This is a genomic window from Ruegeria sp. HKCCD7303 (assembly GCF_013111185.1).
Classification (GTDB): domain Bacteria; phylum Pseudomonadota; class Alphaproteobacteria; order Rhodobacterales; family Rhodobacteraceae; genus Ruegeria.
The window spans coordinates 1-19,394 of record NZ_WVRE01000005.1 but is presented as its reverse complement, the minus strand read 5'-3'; the positions used below and the strand labels follow the sequence as shown (position 1 = coordinate 19,394).

Genomic DNA, 19,394 nt, shown 5'->3' with positions numbered 1-19,394 from the left:
ATGGCAAAACTCGGTAAACGTACCCGCGCTGCGCGCGAAGCTGTCGCCGGCAAGGAAAACCTGTCGGTTGAAGAAGCTGTTGCTCTGGTCAAGGGCAACGCAACCTCGAAATTCGACGAGACCATCGAAATCGCGATGAACCTGGGCGTTGACACCCGTCACGCAGACCAGATGGTTCGCGGCGTTGTTGGCCTGCCGAACGGCACTGGTAAAGCGATGCGCGTTGCTGTTTTTGCTCGCGGCCCGAAGGCTGACGAAGCGAAAGAAGCTGGCGCAGATATCGTTGGCGCAGAGGACCTGATGGAAACCATTCAGGGCGGCACCATCGAATTTGATCGCTGCATTGCCACCCCGGACATGATGCCGATCGTTGGTCGTCTGGGTAAGGTTCTGGGGCCCCGTAACCTGATGCCGAACCCCAAAGTTGGCACCGTGACCATGGATGTGAAAGCAGCCGTGGAAGCAGCCAAGGGCGGTGAAGTTCAGTTCAAGGCGGAAAAAGGCGGTGTTGTGCACGCTGGCGTTGGCAAAGCGTCGTTTGACGAAGCCAAGCTGGTCGAAAACGTTCGCGCCTTTGTCTCGGCTGTTGCCAAGGCCAAGCCGTCGGGCGCCAAAGGCACCTACATGAAGAAAATCGCGCTGAGTTCGACCATGGGCCCAGGCGTGACGCTGGATGTTGCGGAAGCTTCGGGCGAATAAGCGCTTGGAAACGTAAGAATTGTGGACCCCGGTGGATTATTCCGCCGGGGTTTCTTTGTTTTGCAGGTCGTGCTTTCAAATTTGTGAAGAACAGTCTCTTTCAAATCGGTTCAATGATTTGATAGCGTCCCGCAGGTAAGCTTGCCGTGACAGTCTTGAGGCAGGGTCAATTGGCGCGCGTCAAACACTTGGTTGGAAGTTAATATGGTCGAACGAGTATTCTTTGCGCAGGACAACGAAAGTCTGGTCGTAACCTCAAGCAGTAACGGGTCGATTGTCGGAGACGGCATCATAAACAACTCTGACACACCGAATGGCACGGTTTTTGTGTACTCGTCGGGTATGGGCGCAACCATCACCCTGGATGACACGCTTGACGTTGATGTCTTCAACGATGATGACACGGCAAACCACACGATCATTGATGGCGGCGGCATTGTTGCAAACGGGCAGGGCGTTGAATCTGAATCCGTGATTACAGTGCGGGCTCTGGATGCAGGGGGAAGCCCAACCGGACCTGAGATCGACATATACGTATTCTCTCAAGGTGGCGTGACGCAGGATGTATGGGGATATGCATCTTCAGCCCCGTTGCAGGATGGTGTCTCTTACGTAAAGGTCGGCGGGTCCAACTTAGGGGCATCAGATTACGCCGATTATATCACCTGCTTTGGAGAAGGCACTTTGATCCGAACGGAGGCTGGCGATTTGCCAGTCGAAGATCTGCGGGTCGGCACTAAGGTCTGGACCCGCGATGCCGGGTTCCAAGAGGTTCTTTGGGTTGGCCATACCGAGGTGGCCGCCAAAGGTGCGTGTGCCCCGGTTGTGATCCAGGCTGGTGCGATTGGAAACTCCGGCACGTTGGTTGTGTCACAGCAACACCGGGTTTTGATTGATGTGCCCGCGGCGGAAATGCTGTTTGGTCAGGCCGAGGTTTTGGTCGCGGCCAAGCACCTGTGCGGCATGCCCGGTGTATCGATCCGCGAATCCGGGACAGTGAGATACACGCATTTCATGTTTGATCGTCATCACATCGTGCAATCGAACGGCGCTCTGACCGAGAGCTTTTTCCTGACCAAAAATTCGGTCAGCACGCTGTCATCCTCGCAACGCAGTGAAATCCTGTCTCTGTTCCCGGCGCTGCAGAACGCGGATGCAGGGTTTGATTGCACTGCGGCCATGACCATCGGGTCAGGCGCGGCGTCAGTGTTGCGTGCTTACATATAATCCCTGCATCGGTTGGGTCAGATGCGAGGGCGCTTGAAATCGGGGCGAACCCTCAATTTACCCCTTGGAAACCCCGCCCTTCTGCCCTAAGTAGACCTGCGGAATAAAGCGTGCGATTCGTCGTGCGCTTTCTTTCGTTTCGTCCAAGACGGTGGGTGGGTCCATTTGGTCCCTTAATTCCCTGCCTGAGACGGGTAAGACCAAAGAATTCTGAGGGTCCCACCCTCGGGCGCATTTTGGCCAATCCCGTAACAACGGACCTGAACGCCGGAGCGAAGGCTGCGGCAAATATGAGCCGGGGTGAGGTATCGCCCCTAACTTGGAGAGAACTGTGGATAGAGCCCAGAAAGAGAAAGTGGTCGAGGAACTCGGCCAAATCTTCGAAAGCTCTGGCGTCGTAGTGGTTGCTCACTACGCCGGTCTGACAGTTGCCGAGATGCAGGACCTTCGCGCACGTGCTCGTGACGCGGGTGGCTCTGTGCGTGTTGCCAAGAACAGGCTCGCCAAAATCGCCCTTGAGGGTAAGCCGTGTGAAAGCATGGCCGACCTGCTGACAGGGATGACCGTTCTGACCTATTCCGAGGACCCCGTGGCAGCAGCCAAGGTGGCCGAGGACTTCGCCAAGGATAACAAGAATTTTGAGATCCTCGGCGGTGCAATGGGTGAGAACGCTCTGGACCGCAAAGGCGTCGAAACAGTTTCGAAAATGCCGTCTCGCGAGGAGCTTATTGCTTCGATCGTGGGCTGCATTGGCGCACCTGCTTCGAACATCGCCGGCGCGATTGGCGCACCTGCAAGCAACATCGCAAGCATCCTTTCCACCATCGAAGAGAAGGCGGAAGCTGCGTAAGCGGTTGGCACTGAATGATCTGCGTAGGGTGAATACCCTGACGTTGGAACACACACTGTAAACGGAAAGAGCTGATAAAATGGCTGATCTGAAAGCACTCGCAGAAAGCATCGTGGGTCTGACCCTGCTGGAAGCACAAGAACTGAAAACCATCCTCAAAGACGAATATGGCATCGAGCCCGCAGCAGGCGGCGCAGTTGTCATGGCAGCAGGCGGCGACGCCGGCGGCGCAGCTGAGGAAGAAAAAACCGAATTCGACGTCGTTCTGAAGAACGCCGGCGCATCGAAAATCAACGTCATCAAAGAAGTTCGCGGCATCACCGGCCTGGGCCTGAAAGAAGCCAAGGAACTGGTCGAAGCCGGCGGCAAGATCAAAGAAGGCGTGGACAAAGCAGAAGCAGAAGACGTCAAAGCCAAGCTGGAAGCAGCTGGCGCCGAAGTCGAGCTGGCCTAAGCTTAGTCTCAGGTGCGTCGCTGATGCGCCGAAAAATTTGGCTGGGTCCGGAGAAATCCGGGTCCAGCCGAACCTGTCTTAGAAAGGGCCTCAACGCATGGGGTGTTTTCTAAGACACGGTTTTCGGATCGGGAGGCCGCCTTCGGGACGGTGGCCATGAATTGATCCGGACGTGTTGTCTCGATTGTGCAAGATGCCGGGGCCCGACGGTGTCTTTGCCCGCTGAGAACATCGAAAGGTGACATCTGACATGGCTCAAACGTTCCTTGGCCAGAAACGTCTTCGTAAATACTACGGCAAAATCCGCGAAGTGCTGGAGATGCCGAACCTTATTGAGGTACAGAAATCTTCTTATGATCTTTTCCTACGCTCCGGCGATGCAGAGCAGCCAACAGACGGCGAAGGCATCAAAGGTGTGTTCCAGTCGGTTTTCCCGATCAAGGATTTCAACGAAACCTCCGTTCTGGAGTTCGTGAAATACGATCTGGAAAAACCCAAATACGACGTCGAAGAATGTATGCAGCGTGACATGACTTACAGCGCGCCGCTGAAGGTCACTCTGCGTCTGATCGTGTTTGATGTCGACGAAGACACCGGCGCGAAGTCGGTAAAAGACATCAAGGAACAGGATGTCTTCATGGGCGACATGCCTTTGATGACGCCGAACGGCACCTTTGTCGTGAACGGGACCGAGCGTGTGATCGTATCCCAGATGCACCGCTCGCCCGGTGTGTTCTTTGACCACGACAAGGGCAAGACCCATTCCTCGGGCAAGTTGCTGTTTGCCTGCCGCATCATCCCGTATCGCGGCAGCTGGCTGGACTTTGAATTCGACGCCAAGGACATCGTGTTCGCCCGTATCGACCGCCGCCGCAAACTGCCTGTGACAACCCTGCTTTATGCACTGGGTTTGGATCAGGAAGCGATCATGGACGCGTATTACAACACCGTGTCCTACAAGCTGGACAAGAAGAAAGGGTGGATCACGCCGTTCTTCCCCGAGCGTGTGCGTGGGACCCGTCCGACCTATGATCTGGTTGACGCCAAATCCGGTGAAGTGATTGCCGAAGCAGGTAAGAAAGTCACTCCGCGCGCGGTCAAAAAACTGATCGACGAAGGCACCGTAACCGACCTTCTGGTTCCGTTCGATCACATCGTTGGCAAATTTGTCGCGAAGGACATCATCAACGAAGAAAACGGCGCGATCTATGTCGAAGCCGGTGATGAACTGACCCTGGAATACGACAAAGACGGTGACCTGATTGGCGGTACTGCCAAAGAACTGATCGATGCGGGCATCACCGACATCCCGGTTCTGGATATCGACAACGTCAATGTTGGTCCGTACATGCGCAATACCATGGCTCAGGACAAGAACATGAGCCGCGAAACCGCGCTGATGGATATCTACCGCGTCATGCGTCCGGGCGAACCGCCCACCGTTGAAGCTGCGTCGGCCCTGTTCGACACCCTGTTCTTCGACAGCGAGCGTTATGACCTGTCCGCCGTTGGCCGCGTGAAGATGAACATGCGTTTGGCACTGGATGCGCCGGACACCCTGCGCACCCTACGCCGTGAAGATATCGTGGCCTGCATCAAGGCGCTGGTTGAACTGCGTGACGGCAAAGGCGACGTGGACGATATCGACCACCTCGGCAACCGTCGTGTGCGTTCGGTTGGCGAACTGATGGAAAACCAGTACCGCGTTGGCCTGCTGCGCATGGAGCGCGCGATCAAAGAGCGTATGTCGTCGGTTGAAATCGACACCGTCATGCCTCAGGACCTGATCAACGCGAAACCTGCTGCGGCTGCTGTCCGCGAATTCTTCGGCTCGTCGCAGCTGTCGCAGTTCATGGACCAGACCAACCCGCTGTCAGAAGTTACGCACAAACGCCGCCTCTCGGCGCTTGGCCCCGGTGGTCTGACACGTGAGCGTGCGGGCTTTGAGGTGCGCGACGTACACCCGACCCACTATGGCCGGATGTGCCCGATTGAAACGCCGGAAGGTCCGAACATCGGTCTGATCAACTCGCTGGCCACCTTCGCCCGCGTGAACAAGTACGGCTTCATCGAAACACCGTATCGCGTTGTCAAAGACGCCGAGGTGACCGATGAGGTTCACTACATGTCCGCGACCGAGGAAATGCGTCACACCGTGGCGCAGGCGAACGCGACGCTGGATGCCGATGGCAAGTTCATCAACGATCTGGTGTCGACCCGCCAGGCCGGTGACTACACCCTTGCCCCGCGCGAGAATGTAGACCTGATCGACGTGTCGCCGAAACAGCTGGTCTCGGTCGCTGCATCGCTGATCCCGTTCCTTGAAAATGACGACGCCAACCGCGCTCTGATGGGCTCGAACATGCAACGTCAGGCGGTTCCGCTGCTGCGGGCCGAAGCACCGCTGGTCGGTACCGGTATCGAGGAAAAGGTTGCGATCGACTCGGGGGCTGCGATTCAGGCGAAACGCGCCGGTATCATCGACCAGGTCGATGCCCAGCGTATCGTTATCCGCGCCACCGAAGATCTGGAACTGGGTGACGCTGGCGTTGACATTTACCGTCTGCGCAAGTTCCAGCGTTCGAACCAGAACACCTGCATCAACCAGCGTCCGCTGATCAAGGTGGGTGACACCGTCCAGAAGGGCGAGGTTATTGCAGACGGTCCGTCGACCGACATGGGTGAACTGGCGCTTGGTAAGAACGTGGTCGTCGCGTTCATGCCGTGGAACGGTTACAACTACGAAGACTCGATCCTGATCAGCGAACGTATCGCGCGTGATGACGTCTTTACCTCGGTCCATATCGAGGAATTCGAAGTCGCCGCCCGTGACACTAAGCTGGGTCCGGAAGAGATCACCCGCGACATCCCGAACGTCGGTGAAGAAGCGCTGCGCAACCTCGACGAGGCGGGCATCGTTTACATCGGCGCGGATGTTGAGCCGGGCGATATTCTGGTCGGCAAGATCACTCCGAAGGGCGAAAGCCCGATGACCCCGGAAGAAAAGCTGCTGCGCGCCATCTTCGGTGAAAAAGCATCTGACGTGCGCGACACCTCGCTGCGCGTGAAGCCGGGCGATTACGGTACAGTCGTCGAAGTCCGTGTCTTCAACCGTCACGGCGTCGAAAAAGACGAGCGTGCGCTGCAGATCGAGCGTGAGGAAGTCGAACGTCTGGCCCGTGACCGGGACGACGAGTTGGCGATCCTGGACCGCAACATCTATGCGCGTCTGCAGGGCTTGATCCTAGGTAAAACCGCTGTCAAAGGGCCGAAAGGCGTCAAGGCAGGGTCGGTGATCACCGAGGAGCTGCTGGAAACTCTGACTCGTGGTCAGTGGTGGCAGCTGGCGCTGGAAGGCGAGCAGGACGCGCAGATCGTCGAAGCTCTGAACGAGCAGTACGAAGTGCAAAAGCGTGCTCTGGACGCCCGTTTCGAAGACAAGGTCGAAAAAGTCCGTCGTGGCGACGACCTGCCGCCGGGTGTGATGAAGATGGTCAAAGTCTTCATCGCCGTGAAGCGTAAGCTGCAGCCAGGCGACAAGATGGCCGGTCGTCACGGGAACAAAGGTGTGATCTCCAAGGTTGTTCCGATGGAAGACATGCCGTTCCTGGCCGATGGTACCCCGGTTGACTTCTGTCTTAACCCACTTGGCGTACCTTCGCGTATGAACGTTGGTCAGATCCTTGAAACCCACATGGGTTGGGCTGCACGCGGCCTGGGTCTGAACATTGATGAGGCTCTGGGTGAATATCGCCGCTCCGGCGATCTAACCCCGGTGCGCGAAGCGATGAAGCTGGCCTATGGCGAAGATGTCTACGAAGAAGGCATCACCGGTCTGGACGAGGATGGCCTGATCGAGGCAGCGGGCAACGTGACCCGCGGTGTTCCGATCGCAACCCCGGTCTTCGACGGCGCCAAAGAGGCTGACGTCAACGATGCGCTGGTGCGTGCGGGCTTCTCGGAAAGCGGTCAGTCGGTTCTGTTCGACGGTCGTACCGGTGAGCAATTCGCGCGTCCGGTGACCGTGGGCATCAAGTACCTGCTGAAACTGCACCACCTTGTGGACGACAAAATCCACGCGCGTTCGACCGGGCCGTACAGCCTGGTGACCCAGCAGCCGCTGGGTGGTAAGGCGCAGTTCGGTGGTCAGCGCTTTGGTGAGATGGAAGTCTGGGCTCTGGAAGCTTACGGCGCCGCCTACACCCTGCAGGAGATGCTCACCGTGAAATCGGATGACGTCGCCGGCCGGACCAAGGTCTATGAGTCGATCGTCAAGGGCGAGGATAACTTTGAAGCGGGCGTACCGGAATCGTTCAACGTTCTGGTGAAAGAAGTCCGTGGCCTCGGCCTGAATATGGAACTCCTGGATGCGGAGGTTGAGGAGTAAGGGCGCTGCCCTTTCTCCCGTCCCCCCTTCCGCAAGATTTGAGGTAACAAATGAACCAGGAAATCACCAACAACCCGTTCAACCCGCTGACGCCCCCGAAGGTCTTTGACGAGATCAAGGTCTCGCTGGCGTCGCCCGAGCGGATCCTGTCTTGGTCCTATGGCGAGATCAAGAAACCCGAAACCATCAACTACCGGACGTTCAAGCCTGAGCGTGACGGTCTGTTCTGCGCGCGTATCTTTGGCCCGATCAAAGATTACGAATGTCTGTGCGGCAAATATAAGCGGATGAAGTATCGCGGCGTTGTCTGCGAAAAGTGTGGCGTGGAAGTCACCCTGCAGAAAGTCCGCCGCGAGCGTATGGGCCACATCGAACTGGCCGCGCCCGTCGCACATATCTGGTTCCTGAAGTCGCTGCCGTCCCGCATCGGTCTGATGCTGGACATGACGCTGCGCGATCTGGAACGCGTTCTGTACTTTGAAAACTATGTCGTCATCGAACCAGGTCTGACTGACCTGACCTACGGCCAGATGCTGACCGAAGAAGAGTACATGGATGCGCAGGATGCCTATGGCATGGACGCGTTCACCGCGAATATCGGTGCTGAAGCCATCCGCGAGATGCTGGCCCAGATCGATCTGGAAGCCGAAGCCGAGCAGCTGCGCGCTGATCTGGCCGAAGCAACCGGCGAGCTGAAGCCCAAGAAGATCATCAAGCGTCTGAAGGTTGTCGAATCCTTCCTCGAGTCGGGCAACCGGCCCGAGTGGATGGTGATGACTGTGATCCCCGTCATTCCGCCGGAATTGCGTCCGCTGGTTCCGCTGGATGGTGGCCGTTTCGCGACTTCGGATCTGAACGATCTGTATCGCCGCGTCATCAACCGGAACAACCGTCTGAAGCGTCTGATCGAGCTGCGCGCGCCTGACATCATCGTCCGCAACGAAAAGCGGATGCTGCAGGAATCCGTTGACGCGTTGTTTGACAATGGCCGTCGTGGCCGCGTGATCACTGGCGCCAACAAGCGTCCGCTGAAATCGCTGTCGGACATGCTGAAAGGCAAGCAGGGCCGCTTCCGTCAGAACCTTCTGGGTAAGCGCGTCGACTTCTCGGGCCGTTCGGTCATTGTGACCGGTCCGGAGCTTAAGCTGCACCAGTGTGGTCTGCCCAAGAAGATGGCGCTGGAACTGTTCAAGCCGTTCATCTACTCGCGCCTTGAAGCCAAGGGTCTGTCTTCGACCGTGAAACAGGCGAAGAAACTGGTCGAGAAAGAGCGTCCCGAAGTGTGGGATATTCTCGACGAGGTGATCCGCGAACACCCTGTCATGCTGAACCGTGCGCCGACGCTGCACCGTCTTGGCATTCAGGCGTTCGAGCCGGTCCTGATCGAAGGTAAAGCGATCCAGCTGCACCCGCTGGTCTGTTCGGCCTTTAACGCCGACTTCGACGGTGACCAGATGGCCGTTCACGTGCCGCTGAGCCTTGAGGCGCAGCTGGAAGCCCGTGTTCTGATGATGTCGACGAACAACGTTCTGTCGCCTGCAAACGGCGCACCGATCATCGTTCCATCGCAGGATATGATCCTGGGTCTCTACTATGTGACCCTGGAGCGCGAAGGCATGCCGGGCGAAGGCAAGGTCTTTGGTTCGATCGAAGAAGTTCAGCATGCGCTGGACGCGGGTGAGGTGCATCTGCACTCGAAAATCACCGCGCGGATCACGCAGATCGACGACGAAGGCAACGAAGTTCAAAAGCGCTATGAAACCACTCCGGGCCGTCTGCGTCTGGGTGCTCTGCTGCCGATGAACAACAAAGCGCCGTTCGAACTGGTCAACCGCCTGCTGCGGAAGAAAGAAGTGCAGCAGGTGATCGACACCGTCTACCGTTACTGCGGTCAGAAAGAGTCGGTTATCTTCTGTGACCAGATCATGTCGATGGGCTTCAAAGAAGCGTTCAAGGCGGGCATCTCGTTCGGTAAGGACGACATGGTCATCCCAGGCGACAAGTGGGGCATCGTTGATGACACCCGCGGTCAGGTGAAGGATTTCGAACAGCAGTACATGGATGGCCTGATCACTCAGGGCGAAAAGTACAACAAGGTTGTCGATGCCTGGTCGAAGTGTAACGATCGCGTCACCGACGCGATGATGAGCACGATCTCGTCGTCGGATCGGGCAGAGGACGGTTCCGAGCAGGAACCGAACTCGGTCTACATGATGGCTCACTCGGGTGCGCGTGGCTCGGTCACTCAGATGAAACAGCTGGGCGGTATGCGCGGCCTGATGGCCAAGCCGAACGGTGACATCATCGAGACGCCGATCATCTCGAACTTTAAAGAAGGCCTGACCGTTCTCGAGTACTTCAACTCGACCCACGGTGCCCGTAAGGGTCTGTCGGATACCGCTCTGAAGACAGCGAACTCGGGTTACCTGACCCGTCGTCTGGTGGACGTGGCGCAAGACTGTATCGTTCGTGAGATCGACTGTGGCACCGAGCGTGCGATCACAGCCGAAGCCGCTGTGAACGACGGTGAGGTTGTCGCCTCGCTGGCCGAACGTGTGCTGGGCCGTGTCGCTGCTGACGATGTTCTGCGTCCGGGCACCGATGAGGTGATCGTGGCTGCAGGTCAGCTGATCGACGAACGTATGGCCGACACCATCGACGAAGCCGGTGTTGCCTCAATGCGCATCCGCTCACCTCTGACTTGTGAGTCCGAGGAAGGCGTCTGTGCAACCTGCTACGGTCGTGACTTGGCCCGCGGTACCATGGTGAACACAGGTGAAGCTGTCGGCATCATCGCCGCTCAGTCGATCGGTGAACCCGGTACGCAGCTGACCATGCGGACTTTCCACATCGGTGGTGTTGCGCAAGGTGGTCAGCAGTCGTTCCAGGAAGCCAACCAAGAAGGTGTTGTCGCGTTCGAGAACCCGCAGATCCTGGTCAATGCCGCAGGCGAAAGCCTGGTCATGGGCCGGAACATGAAGCTGGTGATCAACGACGAGCATGGCGAAGAGCGTGCCAGCTTCAAGTTGGGCTACGGCTCCAAGCTGTTCGTCAAAGACGGCACCAAAGTGGCCCGTGGCGACAAGCTGTTCGAATGGGATCCCTACACCCTGCCGATCATCGCCGAGAAAGCCGGTACCGCGAAATACGTTGACCTTGTTTCGGGCCTTGCTGTCCGCGACGAGACTGACGAAGCAACCGGCATGACCCAGAAGATCGTGATCGACTGGCGCGCGGCCCCCAAAGGCAGCGACCTCAAGCCCGAGATCATTCTGGTCGGTGAAGATGGCGAGCCGGTCCGCAACGACGCGGGCAACCCGGTTCACTATCCGATGTCGGTGGATGCGATCCTGTCGGTCGAAGATGGCCAGCAAATCGAAGCCGGTGACGTTGTCGCGCGTATCCCGCGTGAAGGTGCCAAGACCAAGGACATCACCGGTGGTTTGCCGCGTGTGGCCGAACTGTTCGAAGCCCGTCGTCCGAAAGATCACGCGATCATCGCAGAAGCCGATGGTTACGTGCGCTTTGGCCGCGACTACAAGAACAAGCGCCGTATCAGCATCGAACCGGCGGACGAGTCCATGGAGACCATCGAGTACATGGTACCCAAGGGCAAGCACATCCCGGTCGCCGAAGGGGACTTCATCCAGAAGGGTGAATACCTGATGGACGGTAACCCGGCTCCGCATGACATCCTGTCCATCATGGGTGTCGAAGCGCTGGCGGATTACATGATCGACGAGGTGCAGGACGTGTATCGTCTGCAGGGCGTGAAGATCAACGACAAGCACATCGAGGTCATCGTGCGCCAGATGCTGCAGAAGTGGGAGATCCTGGATTCAGGCGACACCACCCTGCTGAAAGGCGAGCATGTCGACAAGCAGGAGTTCGACGCGGCCAACGAGAAGACCCTCTCGCGCGGTGGTCGTCCGGCACAGGGCGAACCGATCCTGTTGGGGATCACCAAAGCCTCGCTGCAGACGCGTTCGTTCATCTCGGCGGCGTCGTTCCAGGAAACCACCCGTGTGCTGACCGAAGCTTCGGTTCAGGGCAAGAAGGACAAGCTGGTTGGCCTGAAAGAGAACGTCATCGTTGGTCGTCTGATCCCCGCCGGTACCGGTGGGGCCACTCAGGCCGTCCGCCACATCGCGCAGTCGCGTGACAACGTGGTCATCGAAGCCCGCCGGGAAGAGGCCGAAGCCGCCGCTGCTCTGGCCGCGCCGACTTTCGACGACGACATGGTTGGTGATGAGCTGGACGTTCTGGTGGAAACCCCGGAAAGCCGCGAGTAAGCTCACAGTATAAATTTGAAAAAGGCCCTGCAAAACGCGGGGCCTTTTTTCTTGGATAAGTGTCAACGTTGGCCCACGGCAATTGAAAGCAATTGCTAAGGCATTAGCGGTATATCTGTAGGCTCTGGCGCGGCCCCTGCGGCGGTGAGCATGGCATGTATTTGCCACCGGTGATGGGCTTGGTGATTAAAGAACTGAACAACACAGACGGCCTTAGGCATTTCGATTTTGGATAAGCTGCCAGGTGGGTACCACCTGACAAAACCATTGAGATCTTCACAGGTTGTGCCAGAAGCCCATCCTTGGATTTCCGTATCGCGCTGCGTGCGTAAGTCTTTGAATTCAGACCAATCTGAAGGGCTGGTCAGTGAATGGGTGATTGTTTCCTGTGGGCGTTCGTTTCCTTTGATGCGCTCAAGCATAAGGGCATCGGCCCAATAGAGGTGGTTCATAGTTGCAGCGATGGATTTGAAGAACGCGCCTCGATCCTTCCAGCGCTGAGCTTCGGTCAAGCCGTCCGATGCAGTGATGAGCGAGATATTTTGCCATCTATTGTAGCGCGCCATAAGTCGGCAATAAGCGGCTGAAATCATCTTTCATGGCCTCAGAGTTATTGTGGAAGTATTGGGAAAATTGAGCGCTTTACATTGGAACAAGGCAAATTGCGCTGGGGCCCGCACACGCTATCACGTCGTTGGGTGACTATGAAATTACAGATGTCACCGGCTTTGCGTGAGCTTTTTCTCAATCAAGCCTGTCAATGCGCTGCATAACCAAGTCCTGTTTTCGGTTCGCGCTTGTTAACACGAAAGCAGATTGCGTTGTGGCAAGACAGCACGACAATTTGATCCAACACTGCCTTCAAGCACGGTGCTTCGTTCTTGCGGACCCACAATCTCTAGCTTAGCTCCGACCAGAGATATTATTTTGATTTTGAATTGGCTCATGGGCACAGAACACAACTCTTTCGAAGATCGCGTTGCGCGGATCAGGCAGCGCTCAGACGAGAATGCAAGAAACGCACCCCGGCCCAGAGCCGAGAGCTTCTGGCGACGCCTGGCCTATCCAGGTGCATTTGTCGGGGCGTTTTTGCTGGGGATCTTTGCCGTTTTTCTGACCCGCTACATTCAGTATCAATCCGTCGGCATACCAGTTCAACGACAGGTTGATACGCAGGATTTCGTCAGCCTCGGTCTTGCGGGTGGGGCCTGCATCATGGTGACGCTTTTTCTGAAAGGTAAGCTTCGAGAATTTGCAGGTGCGCTAACGGTTGGCGCGTTGCTGACGACATTCACCTTTCACAACCTGGTTTGGAACTACCCGGTATTTTTTGAGCAAACCTACGGAAAAGACTGGGTGGATTTTGTCAAAGACACGACGGAACCTTCGAGCTTGAACGTCTTCGGAATTATTTTGCCTTTAGGCTGACATCTGGATGGTGGCGGCAAGCGATATTGACATCCAAGGTTATACCCTGGCCAATACAGGCGTTTGCCAGCCCGGAGCCCAATCCTTATGACCCCGAACACCAAAGGTGCCTTGCTAATGATGGGCAGCATGGCGGCATTTACCCTGAACGATACGCTGGTGAAGGTCGCGTTACAGGAATTGCCGCTTTTCCAGTTGGTTGCACTAAGGGGTGCTTTGGCCGTTATGCTGGTTTATCTGCTGGCGCGGTCTCTGGGGGCGCTGCACCTGAATTTTTCGCGGCACGACAAGTGGCTGGTCGCCCTGCGTAGCTTGACCGAACTGGCTGCCACTTTCTTTTTTTTGACAGCGTTGAAGAATATGCCGCTTGCCAACGTGACGGCCATTTTGCAGGCGCTGCCACTGACTGTCACGCTGGGCGCGGCGTTGGTTTTCTCAGAGCAGGTCGGCTGGCGGCGTACCTTGGCGATTGTTGTGGGGTTCATTGGTATGGTGTTGATCGTACGGCCGGGCCCGGACGGGTTCAGCGTGTATTCTGTCTATGCCCTGATCGCAGTGGCGTTGATTACGGTTCGGGATCTTGTTACCCGACGCATGTCCGCCGATGTGCCGTCGATGGTTGTGACCCTGGCAACCTCGGGCTCAATCGCAGTTGTCGCGGCGATTGCTTCGGTTTTTGAAGGATGGGCGCCGGTCTCGGCTGCAGCAGGGTCTCTGGTCGCCGTCGCTGCCGTCTTTGTGCTGATGGGATATCTTTTAAGCGTCATGGTCATGCGTCAGGGGGATGTTGGATTTGTTGCCCCGTTTCGGTATTCCAGCCTGCTCTGGGCGTTGGGGCTGGGGTGGGTCGTTTTTGATGAATGGCCAGATGCGGTGACGATGCTAGGTGCAGCGCTGATCGTAGGCGCAGGGTTGTTCACACTCTTCCGCGAGCGGGTTCGTCAAGGTGCAGCGTGAACCTGCCTGACATAGGTCTGGTCAATGGCAAAGCGGGATAGGAATTCGGCTTTTTGTGGTGGTGAAAGCGGACTTAGGTCGGCATTCGTGCTTCTTGTGCGGGGAGAGTCATTGAATCGGTTCAAGCCACGCACCCACATCGGGCCATCGGGGCGGGTGACCACAGGCATAGCCCGGTTCATCCTGTTGTGGGCAAAATTCATGATTGATTTCCGGTTGCCGCCCTGCACAAACATGCCAAGCCCGGCTGTCATCAGCGGGCGATGCACGCGAATGGCCTGAATCCCTTGGGCATTTGCGCGGGCCAGATACCCGAAGTTGAAATCAATCGCCACCATAGTGCGGCTCTGCAAGAGCGCTGCGCAATCAACTGCCGTTCCCCGCAGTCTTTCGACAAAGTCCACGGCCACTGCATCATCATCGTCGTGACGAAACTGCAGGCAAGGCGCGTCGAGATTTTGACGTGCCGCATTCAGAACCTCTTGCATGACCTTCCTGTGCCGGCCCGGAGGTCTGGCGACAATTTCTACCTGTTTCAGGTCAGCGGTCAGGTCGTTCAGGCGATCGAAGGCGGGTTTGGGCAGGCATTCACCAATGACGATCCGCAGATGAAAGTCTTGGTCGGTTTGCTGTCGCAGACCGGGCAGGGCGATGGTTTCAAACAAACGGAACCGCTCTTCCAACCGATCGTGGTGATACAGGAACTGCCGCCGTTCTTCGACAGAGGCATGCATGGTCTGAAACCCACCAATGGCGGGATAGGAAAAGCGGCAAAGACCGAGGACCTGCATCTGCTCAAGTCCCAACAGGGGTAGTTTCGACCTCTTCAGGGTCGATAGAGAAACGTGTACGCAAATCCATTGCCTGTTCCCCAGTGACGGGCAACAAATCACGCGTATCCTTCCGGGCGTGGTCCGAGTCGTTGAACCCGTGCAGCATCCGCACCCACATTGGTGCGTCCGGGTAGCTGACGACTGGCATGAACCGCGCCAGTCTGTTGTGCAGTCGGTCAAAGATTGTCCGTTTACTTCCGCCCCGAACATACATACCCAAGCCGACCCCCAGCAGCGACCGATAGACCTGCGCGACGTGTAACTCATTTTTGTCACGCCGGGCGACGTAACCGAGGTTGTAGTCTATCGCGACCGACTCGCTCTGCTGTACCAGTCCTGCATTTTCGCGAATTGCAGAGCGTAGCTTTTCTATGAAATCGACCGAGACCGCGTCATCGTCGTCATGCCGAAACTGAAGGCAGGGTTTATGCGGGTCTGTTCGGGCGGTGTTCAGAACCTCCCGCATCACTCGCTTATGATCTGCGGCTTCCTTTTCGATGATGCGGATCTGTTTGATCCCAGCGGTCAGATCTCGTAGCCGTTGCGCATAGGGTGGCGGCAGGCATGTTCCCGTAAGCACCAGCAGCTCAAACGCCTCATCGGTTTGGGAGCGAAAGCCGGGCAGAGTGATGGTTTCAAACAGGCGAAAGCGTTCCTCCATCCTGTCGGTGTCATACAGAAACCGTCTTTGATCTTCGATTGAGTCTTGGCTGAGCCGAAAGCCGCCAATCGAAGGATAGGAAAAGCGGCACAGGCCAATCACTTGCATCTGTTGTCCATCACCTGGTATTCCGCACGACTATGCCCCCGCCGTGAAATGGCTGCAACGGGGTGGTAGCGTCTTATGTTGAAGTCTCCGACGCCCTAATCCCTGCCCGCCCGAGGCTGCCGGTATAGTGCTGTTGACACTTGGGTCGACTCCGCCTATTACGCGCGTCATCTCGGTACCGGGGGCCGCCCCAAAACCGATTTCAGTAATGAACTGGTCAAGACCCGGACAATTTTGCAGTTCGCGTCCTCTGATAACCAACCGCGACGTTCACCTCGGAATGGGAACGCTCGCGGATTTTGCGCTTGTGGACGCATGAGTGCAACGAATTTAGCCGCACGCAGCCCGCGTGCATGTCATGTGTGTTGCAAAACGGGGAAGAAACCGGAATGCCAACTATTCAACAGCTGATCCGCAAACCGCGGCAGCCTAAAGTAAAACGCTCGAAGTCCATGCACCTGGAGCAGTGCCCGCAGAAGCGCGGCGTCTGCACCCGCGTGTACACCACCACACCGAAAAAGCCGAACTCGGCTATGCGTAAGGTTGCCAAAGTGCGCCTGACCAACGGGTTCGAGGTCATCTCGTACATCCCCGGTGAAAGCCACAACCTGCAGGAACACTCGGTTGTTCTGATCCGTGGCGGCCGTGTGAAAGACCTTCCCGGTGTGCGTTACCACATCCTGCGCGGTGTTCTGGATACTCAGGGCGTCAAAGACCGTAAGCAACGTCGTTCGAAATACGGCGCGAAGCGTCCCAAGTAAGAAGGAGAGGCTGATATGTCACGTCGTCACGCCGCCGAAAAACGCGAAGTCCTGCCTGACGCCAAGTTTGGCGACAAGGTACTGACCAAATTCATGAACAACCTGATGATCGACGGCAAGAAGTCGGTCGCAGAGCGCATCGTTTACAACGCGTTTGACCGCGTTGAGAACAAGGTAAAGCGCGCTCCTGTCGAAGTGTTCCACGAAGCGCTCGACAACATCAAACCGTCGGTCGAGGTTCGCTCGCGCCGGGTTGGTGGTGCAACCTATCAGGTTCCGGTCGAAGTGCGCCCCGAGCGCCGCGAAGCGCTGGCCATCCGCTGGCTGATCACTGCTGCGCGCGGCCGCAACGAAAACACCATGGAAGAACGCCTCGCCGGTGAACTGCTGGACGCTGTACAGTCCCGCGGTACTGCCGTGAAGAAGCGCGAAGACACCCACAAGATGGCCGAGGCAAACAAAGCCTTCAGCCACTACCGTTGGTAATTCAGAGGCTTATCAAAAATGGCACGCGAATATCCGCTCGAACTGTACCGTAACTTCGGTATCATGGCGCACATCGACGCAGGTAAGACCACCTGCTCGGAGCGTATCCTGTATTACACTGGTAAATCCCACAACATCGGTGAGGTGCACGATGGTGCAGCCACCATGGACTGGATGGAGCAGGAGCAGGAACGCGGCATCACCATCACCTCGGCTGCGACCACCACCTTCTGGGAACGCACCGAAGACGGTCAGACCGCCGATACCCCCAAGCACCGCCTGAACATCATCGACACCCCCGGCCACGTTGACTTCACCATCGAAGTTGAACGCTCGCTGGCGGTTCTCGACGGTGCTGTCTGCGTTCTGGACGCAAACGCCGGTGTTGAGCCCCAGACCGAAACCGTGTGGCGTCAGGCTGACCGCTACAAGGTTCCGCGTATGGTTTTCGTCAACAAAATGGACAAGATCGGCGCAGACTTCTTTAACTGCGTTCGCATGATCGAAGACCGCACCGGCGCACGCGCTGTTCCGGTTGGTATCCCGATCGGCGCCGAGTCCGAGCTTGAAGGTCTGATCGACCTGGTCACCATGGAAGAATGGCTGTGGCAGGGCGAAGATCTGGGCGCTAGCTGGATCAAAGCTCCGATCCGCGACAGCCTGAAAGACATGGCTGACGAATGGCGCAGCAAGATGATCGAAGCGGCCGTCGAAATGGACGACGACGCGATGATGGAATACCTGGAAGGCAATGAGCCCGACGTTCCGACCCTGCGCGCCCTGCTGCGCAAAGGCACCTTGGACATCGCGTTTGTTCCGGTTCTGGGTGGTTCTGCGTTCAAGAACAAAGGTGTTCAGCCGCTGCTCAACGCTGTGATCGACTATCTGCCCAGCCCGCTGGACGTTGTTGATTACATGGGCTTTAAGCCCGGCGACGAGGAAGAAGTTCGTGACATCGCACGTCGTGCCGATGACGCAATGGCGTTCTCGGGTCTTGCGTTCAAAATCATGAACGACCCCTTTGTTGGCTCGTTGACCTTTACCCGGATCTACTCGGGCACCATGAACAAGGGTGACTCGATCCTGAACTCGACCAAAGGTAAGAAAGAGCGCATCGGTCGTATGATGATGATGCACTCGAACAACCGGGAAGAGATCGAAGAAGCGTTTGCAGGCGACATCATCGCGCTGGCGGGTCTGAAAGACACCACCACCGGTGACACACTGTGTGATGCGAAGGATCCGGTGGTTCTGGAAACCATGACCTTCCCCGATCCAGTGATCGAGATCGCGGTTGAGCCCAAAACCAAGGGCGACCAGGAAAAGATGTCCCAGGGTCTGGCCCGTCTGGCCGCTGAAGACCCGTCTTTCCGCGTGGAAACCGACCTGGAATCGGGTCAAACCATCATGAAAGGCATGGGCGAACTTCACCTGGACATTCTGGTTGACCGTCTGAAGCGCGAGTTCAAGGTTGAAGCGAACATCGGTGCACCGCAGGTGGCCTATCGTGAAACCATCTCGATGCCGGTCGAGCACACCTACACCCACAAGAAACAGTCGGGTGGTTCGGGTCAGTTCGGTGAAGTTAAGCTGGAAATCCAGCCGACTGAGCCGGGCGAAGGGTACTCGTTCGAAAGCCGCATCGTTGGTGGTGCTGTTCCGAAGGAATACATCCCAGGTGTTGAAAAAGGCATCAACTCGGTCATGGACAGCGGCCCGCTGGCTGGTTTCCCTGTGATCGACTTCAAGGTTGCCTTGCTGGACGGTAAGTTCCACGACGTTGACTCGAGCGTTCTGGCGTTCGAAATCGCGGCCCGTATGTGTATGCGTGAAGGTATGCGCAAAGCAGGCGCGAAACTGCTGGAACCGATCATGAAGGTCGAAGTGATCACCCCGGAAGAATACACCGGCGGTATCATCGGCGACCTGACCTCGCGTCGTGGCCAGGTGTCTGGTCAAGAACCGCGCGGCAACGCAATCGCGATCGACGCGTTCGTTCCGCTGGCGAACATGTTCGGCTACATCAACACTCTGCGTTCGATGTCGTCGGGCCGTGCCCAGTTCACCATGCAGTTCGACCACTACGATCCGGTTCCGCAGAACATCTCGGACGAGATTCAGGCGAAATACGCATAAGCGAAGATTTGAGGGAGCTCCGGTGCGGGGCTCCCTTCATTACCGAAAAAGGAGGCCATCATGGCAAAGGAAAAGTTTGAGCGTACAAAACCGCACGTCAACATCGGCACGATTG

At 57.0% G+C, this 19,394-nt stretch carries 14 protein-coding genes; 11 read left to right on the top strand and 3 right to left on the bottom strand.

Annotation, left to right across the window (positions count from 1 at the left end; genetic code table 11):
* The 6 genes from rplA to rpoC all read left to right on the top strand — a co-directional run bounded on the left by rplA (window position 1) and on the right by rpoC (window position 11,909).
* Window positions 1-699 carry a 50S ribosomal protein L1 gene (rplA, locus tag GS630_RS13830; protein ID WP_171180094.1) on the top strand — a complete coding sequence of 233 codons (699 nt, stop codon included), beginning with the start codon at window positions 1-3 and terminating at the stop codon, window positions 697-699.
* Between the two features lie 204 nt (window positions 700-903).
* Complete coding sequence (locus tag GS630_RS13825; RefSeq protein ID WP_171620005.1) at window positions 904-1,926, top strand: Hint domain-containing protein; 1,023 nt, start codon at window positions 904-906, stop codon at window positions 1,924-1,926.
* Between the two features lie 331 nt (window positions 1,927-2,257).
* Complete coding sequence (gene rplJ / locus GS630_RS13820) at window positions 2,258-2,776, top strand: 50S ribosomal protein L10 (RefSeq protein ID WP_170387618.1); 519 nt, start codon at window positions 2,258-2,260, stop codon at window positions 2,774-2,776.
* Window positions 2,777-2,855: 79 nt separating this feature from the next.
* Window positions 2,856-3,230: a 50S ribosomal protein L7/L12 gene (gene rplL, locus GS630_RS13815; RefSeq protein WP_008204003.1), complete on the top strand. Its 375-nt coding sequence runs from the start codon at window positions 2,856-2,858 to the stop codon at window positions 3,228-3,230.
* A gap of 250 nt (window positions 3,231-3,480) precedes the next feature.
* Window positions 3,481-7,617, top strand: coding sequence for a DNA-directed RNA polymerase subunit beta (rpoB, locus tag GS630_RS13810; protein ID WP_171180091.1), 4,137 nt, complete (start codon window positions 3,481-3,483; stop codon window positions 7,615-7,617).
* A 50-nt stretch (window positions 7,618-7,667) separates the two neighbouring features.
* Window positions 7,668-11,909, top strand: coding sequence for a DNA-directed RNA polymerase subunit beta' (gene rpoC / locus GS630_RS13805; protein WP_171180089.1), 4,242 nt, complete (start codon window positions 7,668-7,670; stop codon window positions 11,907-11,909).
* A gap of 95 nt (window positions 11,910-12,004) precedes the next feature.
* On the opposite strand, the gene GS630_RS13800 is transcribed toward rpoC, so the two are convergent.
* Window positions 12,005-12,502, bottom strand: a complete 498-nt coding sequence (locus GS630_RS13800) for a DinB family protein (protein ID WP_171620003.1) — start codon at window positions 12,500-12,502, stop codon at window positions 12,005-12,007.
* 223 nt (window positions 12,503-12,725) lie between these two features.
* Here GS630_RS13800 and GS630_RS13795 point away from each other — a divergent pair, with 223 nt between their 5' ends.
* Together GS630_RS13795 and GS630_RS13790 are read left to right on the top strand one after the other, a co-directional pair.
* Window positions 12,726-13,337, top strand: coding sequence for a hypothetical protein (locus tag GS630_RS13795; protein WP_171180087.1), 612 nt, complete (start codon window positions 12,726-12,728; stop codon window positions 13,335-13,337).
* Window positions 13,338-13,424: 87 nt separating this feature from the next.
* Window positions 13,425-14,294 carry a DMT family transporter gene (locus GS630_RS13790; RefSeq protein ID WP_171180085.1) on the top strand — a complete coding sequence of 290 codons (870 nt, stop codon included), beginning with the start codon at window positions 13,425-13,427 and terminating at the stop codon, window positions 14,292-14,294.
* On the opposite strand, the gene GS630_RS13785 is transcribed toward GS630_RS13790, so the two are convergent.
* Together GS630_RS13785 and GS630_RS13780 are read right to left on the bottom strand one after the other, a co-directional pair.
* Window positions 14,279-15,085 (bottom strand): putative rhamnosyl transferase, encoded by an 807-nt coding sequence (locus tag GS630_RS13785; RefSeq protein WP_171180082.1) that lies wholly within the window; start codon window positions 15,083-15,085, stop codon window positions 14,279-14,281. The genes GS630_RS13790 and GS630_RS13785 overlap by 16 nt on opposite strands.
* Before the next feature lie 4 nt (window positions 15,086-15,089).
* Complete coding sequence (locus tag GS630_RS13780) at window positions 15,090-15,896, bottom strand: putative rhamnosyl transferase (RefSeq protein WP_171180079.1); 807 nt, start codon at window positions 15,894-15,896, stop codon at window positions 15,090-15,092.
* Window positions 15,897-16,285: 389 nt separating this feature from the next.
* Between GS630_RS13780 and rpsL the strand changes: the two genes are divergently transcribed.
* Genes rpsL through fusA form a run of 3 tightly spaced genes read left to right on the top strand, consistent with a single transcriptional unit; the run spans window position 16,286 to window position 19,279 of the window.
* The gene (gene rpsL / locus GS630_RS13775; RefSeq protein WP_005621086.1) at window positions 16,286-16,657 is read left to right on the top strand and encodes a 30S ribosomal protein S12; all 372 of its coding nucleotides are present in this window, start codon (window positions 16,286-16,288) and stop codon (window positions 16,655-16,657) included.
* Between the two features lie 15 nt (window positions 16,658-16,672).
* Complete coding sequence (rpsG, locus tag GS630_RS13770) at window positions 16,673-17,143, top strand: 30S ribosomal protein S7 (RefSeq protein WP_010441203.1); 471 nt, start codon at window positions 16,673-16,675, stop codon at window positions 17,141-17,143.
* 18 nt (window positions 17,144-17,161) lie between these two features.
* Window positions 17,162-19,279 carry an elongation factor G gene (gene fusA, locus GS630_RS13765; RefSeq protein ID WP_171180077.1) on the top strand — a complete coding sequence of 706 codons (2,118 nt, stop codon included), beginning with the start codon at window positions 17,162-17,164 and terminating at the stop codon, window positions 19,277-19,279.
* Window positions 19,280-19,394 lie beyond the last annotated feature (115 nt).

What these genes read in the sequence shown, in the direction of transcription:
- rplA (WP_171180094.1), top strand. Translation starts at nt 1, where the DNA reads ATGGCAAAACTCGGTAAACGTACCCGCGCTGCGCGCGAAGCTGTCGCC.
- rpoB (WP_171180091.1), top strand. Translation starts at nt 3,481, where the DNA reads ATGGCTCAAACGTTCCTTGGCCAGAAACGTCTTCGTAAATACTACGGC.
- rpoC (WP_171180089.1), top strand. Translation starts at nt 7,668, where the DNA reads ATGAACCAGGAAATCACCAACAACCCGTTCAACCCGCTGACGCCCCCG.
- GS630_RS13800 (WP_171620003.1), bottom strand. Translation starts at nt 12,502, where the DNA reads ATGATTTCAGCCGCTTATTGCCGACTTATGGCGCGCTACAATAGATGG.
- rpsG (WP_010441203.1), top strand. Translation starts at nt 16,673, where the DNA reads ATGTCACGTCGTCACGCCGCCGAAAAACGCGAAGTCCTGCCTGACGCC.
- GS630_RS13780 (WP_171180079.1), bottom strand. Translation starts at nt 15,896, where the DNA reads ATGCAAGTGATTGGCCTGTGCCGCTTTTCCTATCCTTCGATTGGCGGC.
- rplL (WP_008204003.1), top strand. Translation starts at nt 2,856, where the DNA reads ATGGCTGATCTGAAAGCACTCGCAGAAAGCATCGTGGGTCTGACCCTG.
- GS630_RS13790 (WP_171180085.1), top strand. Translation starts at nt 13,425, where the DNA reads ATGACCCCGAACACCAAAGGTGCCTTGCTAATGATGGGCAGCATGGCG.
- GS630_RS13825 (WP_171620005.1), top strand. Translation starts at nt 904, where the DNA reads ATGGTCGAACGAGTATTCTTTGCGCAGGACAACGAAAGTCTGGTCGTA.
- GS630_RS13785 (WP_171180082.1), bottom strand. Translation starts at nt 15,085, where the DNA reads ATGCAGGTCCTCGGTCTTTGCCGCTTTTCCTATCCCGCCATTGGTGGG.
- fusA (WP_171180077.1), top strand. Translation starts at nt 17,162, where the DNA reads ATGGCACGCGAATATCCGCTCGAACTGTACCGTAACTTCGGTATCATG.
- rpsL (WP_005621086.1), top strand. Translation starts at nt 16,286, where the DNA reads ATGCCAACTATTCAACAGCTGATCCGCAAACCGCGGCAGCCTAAAGTA.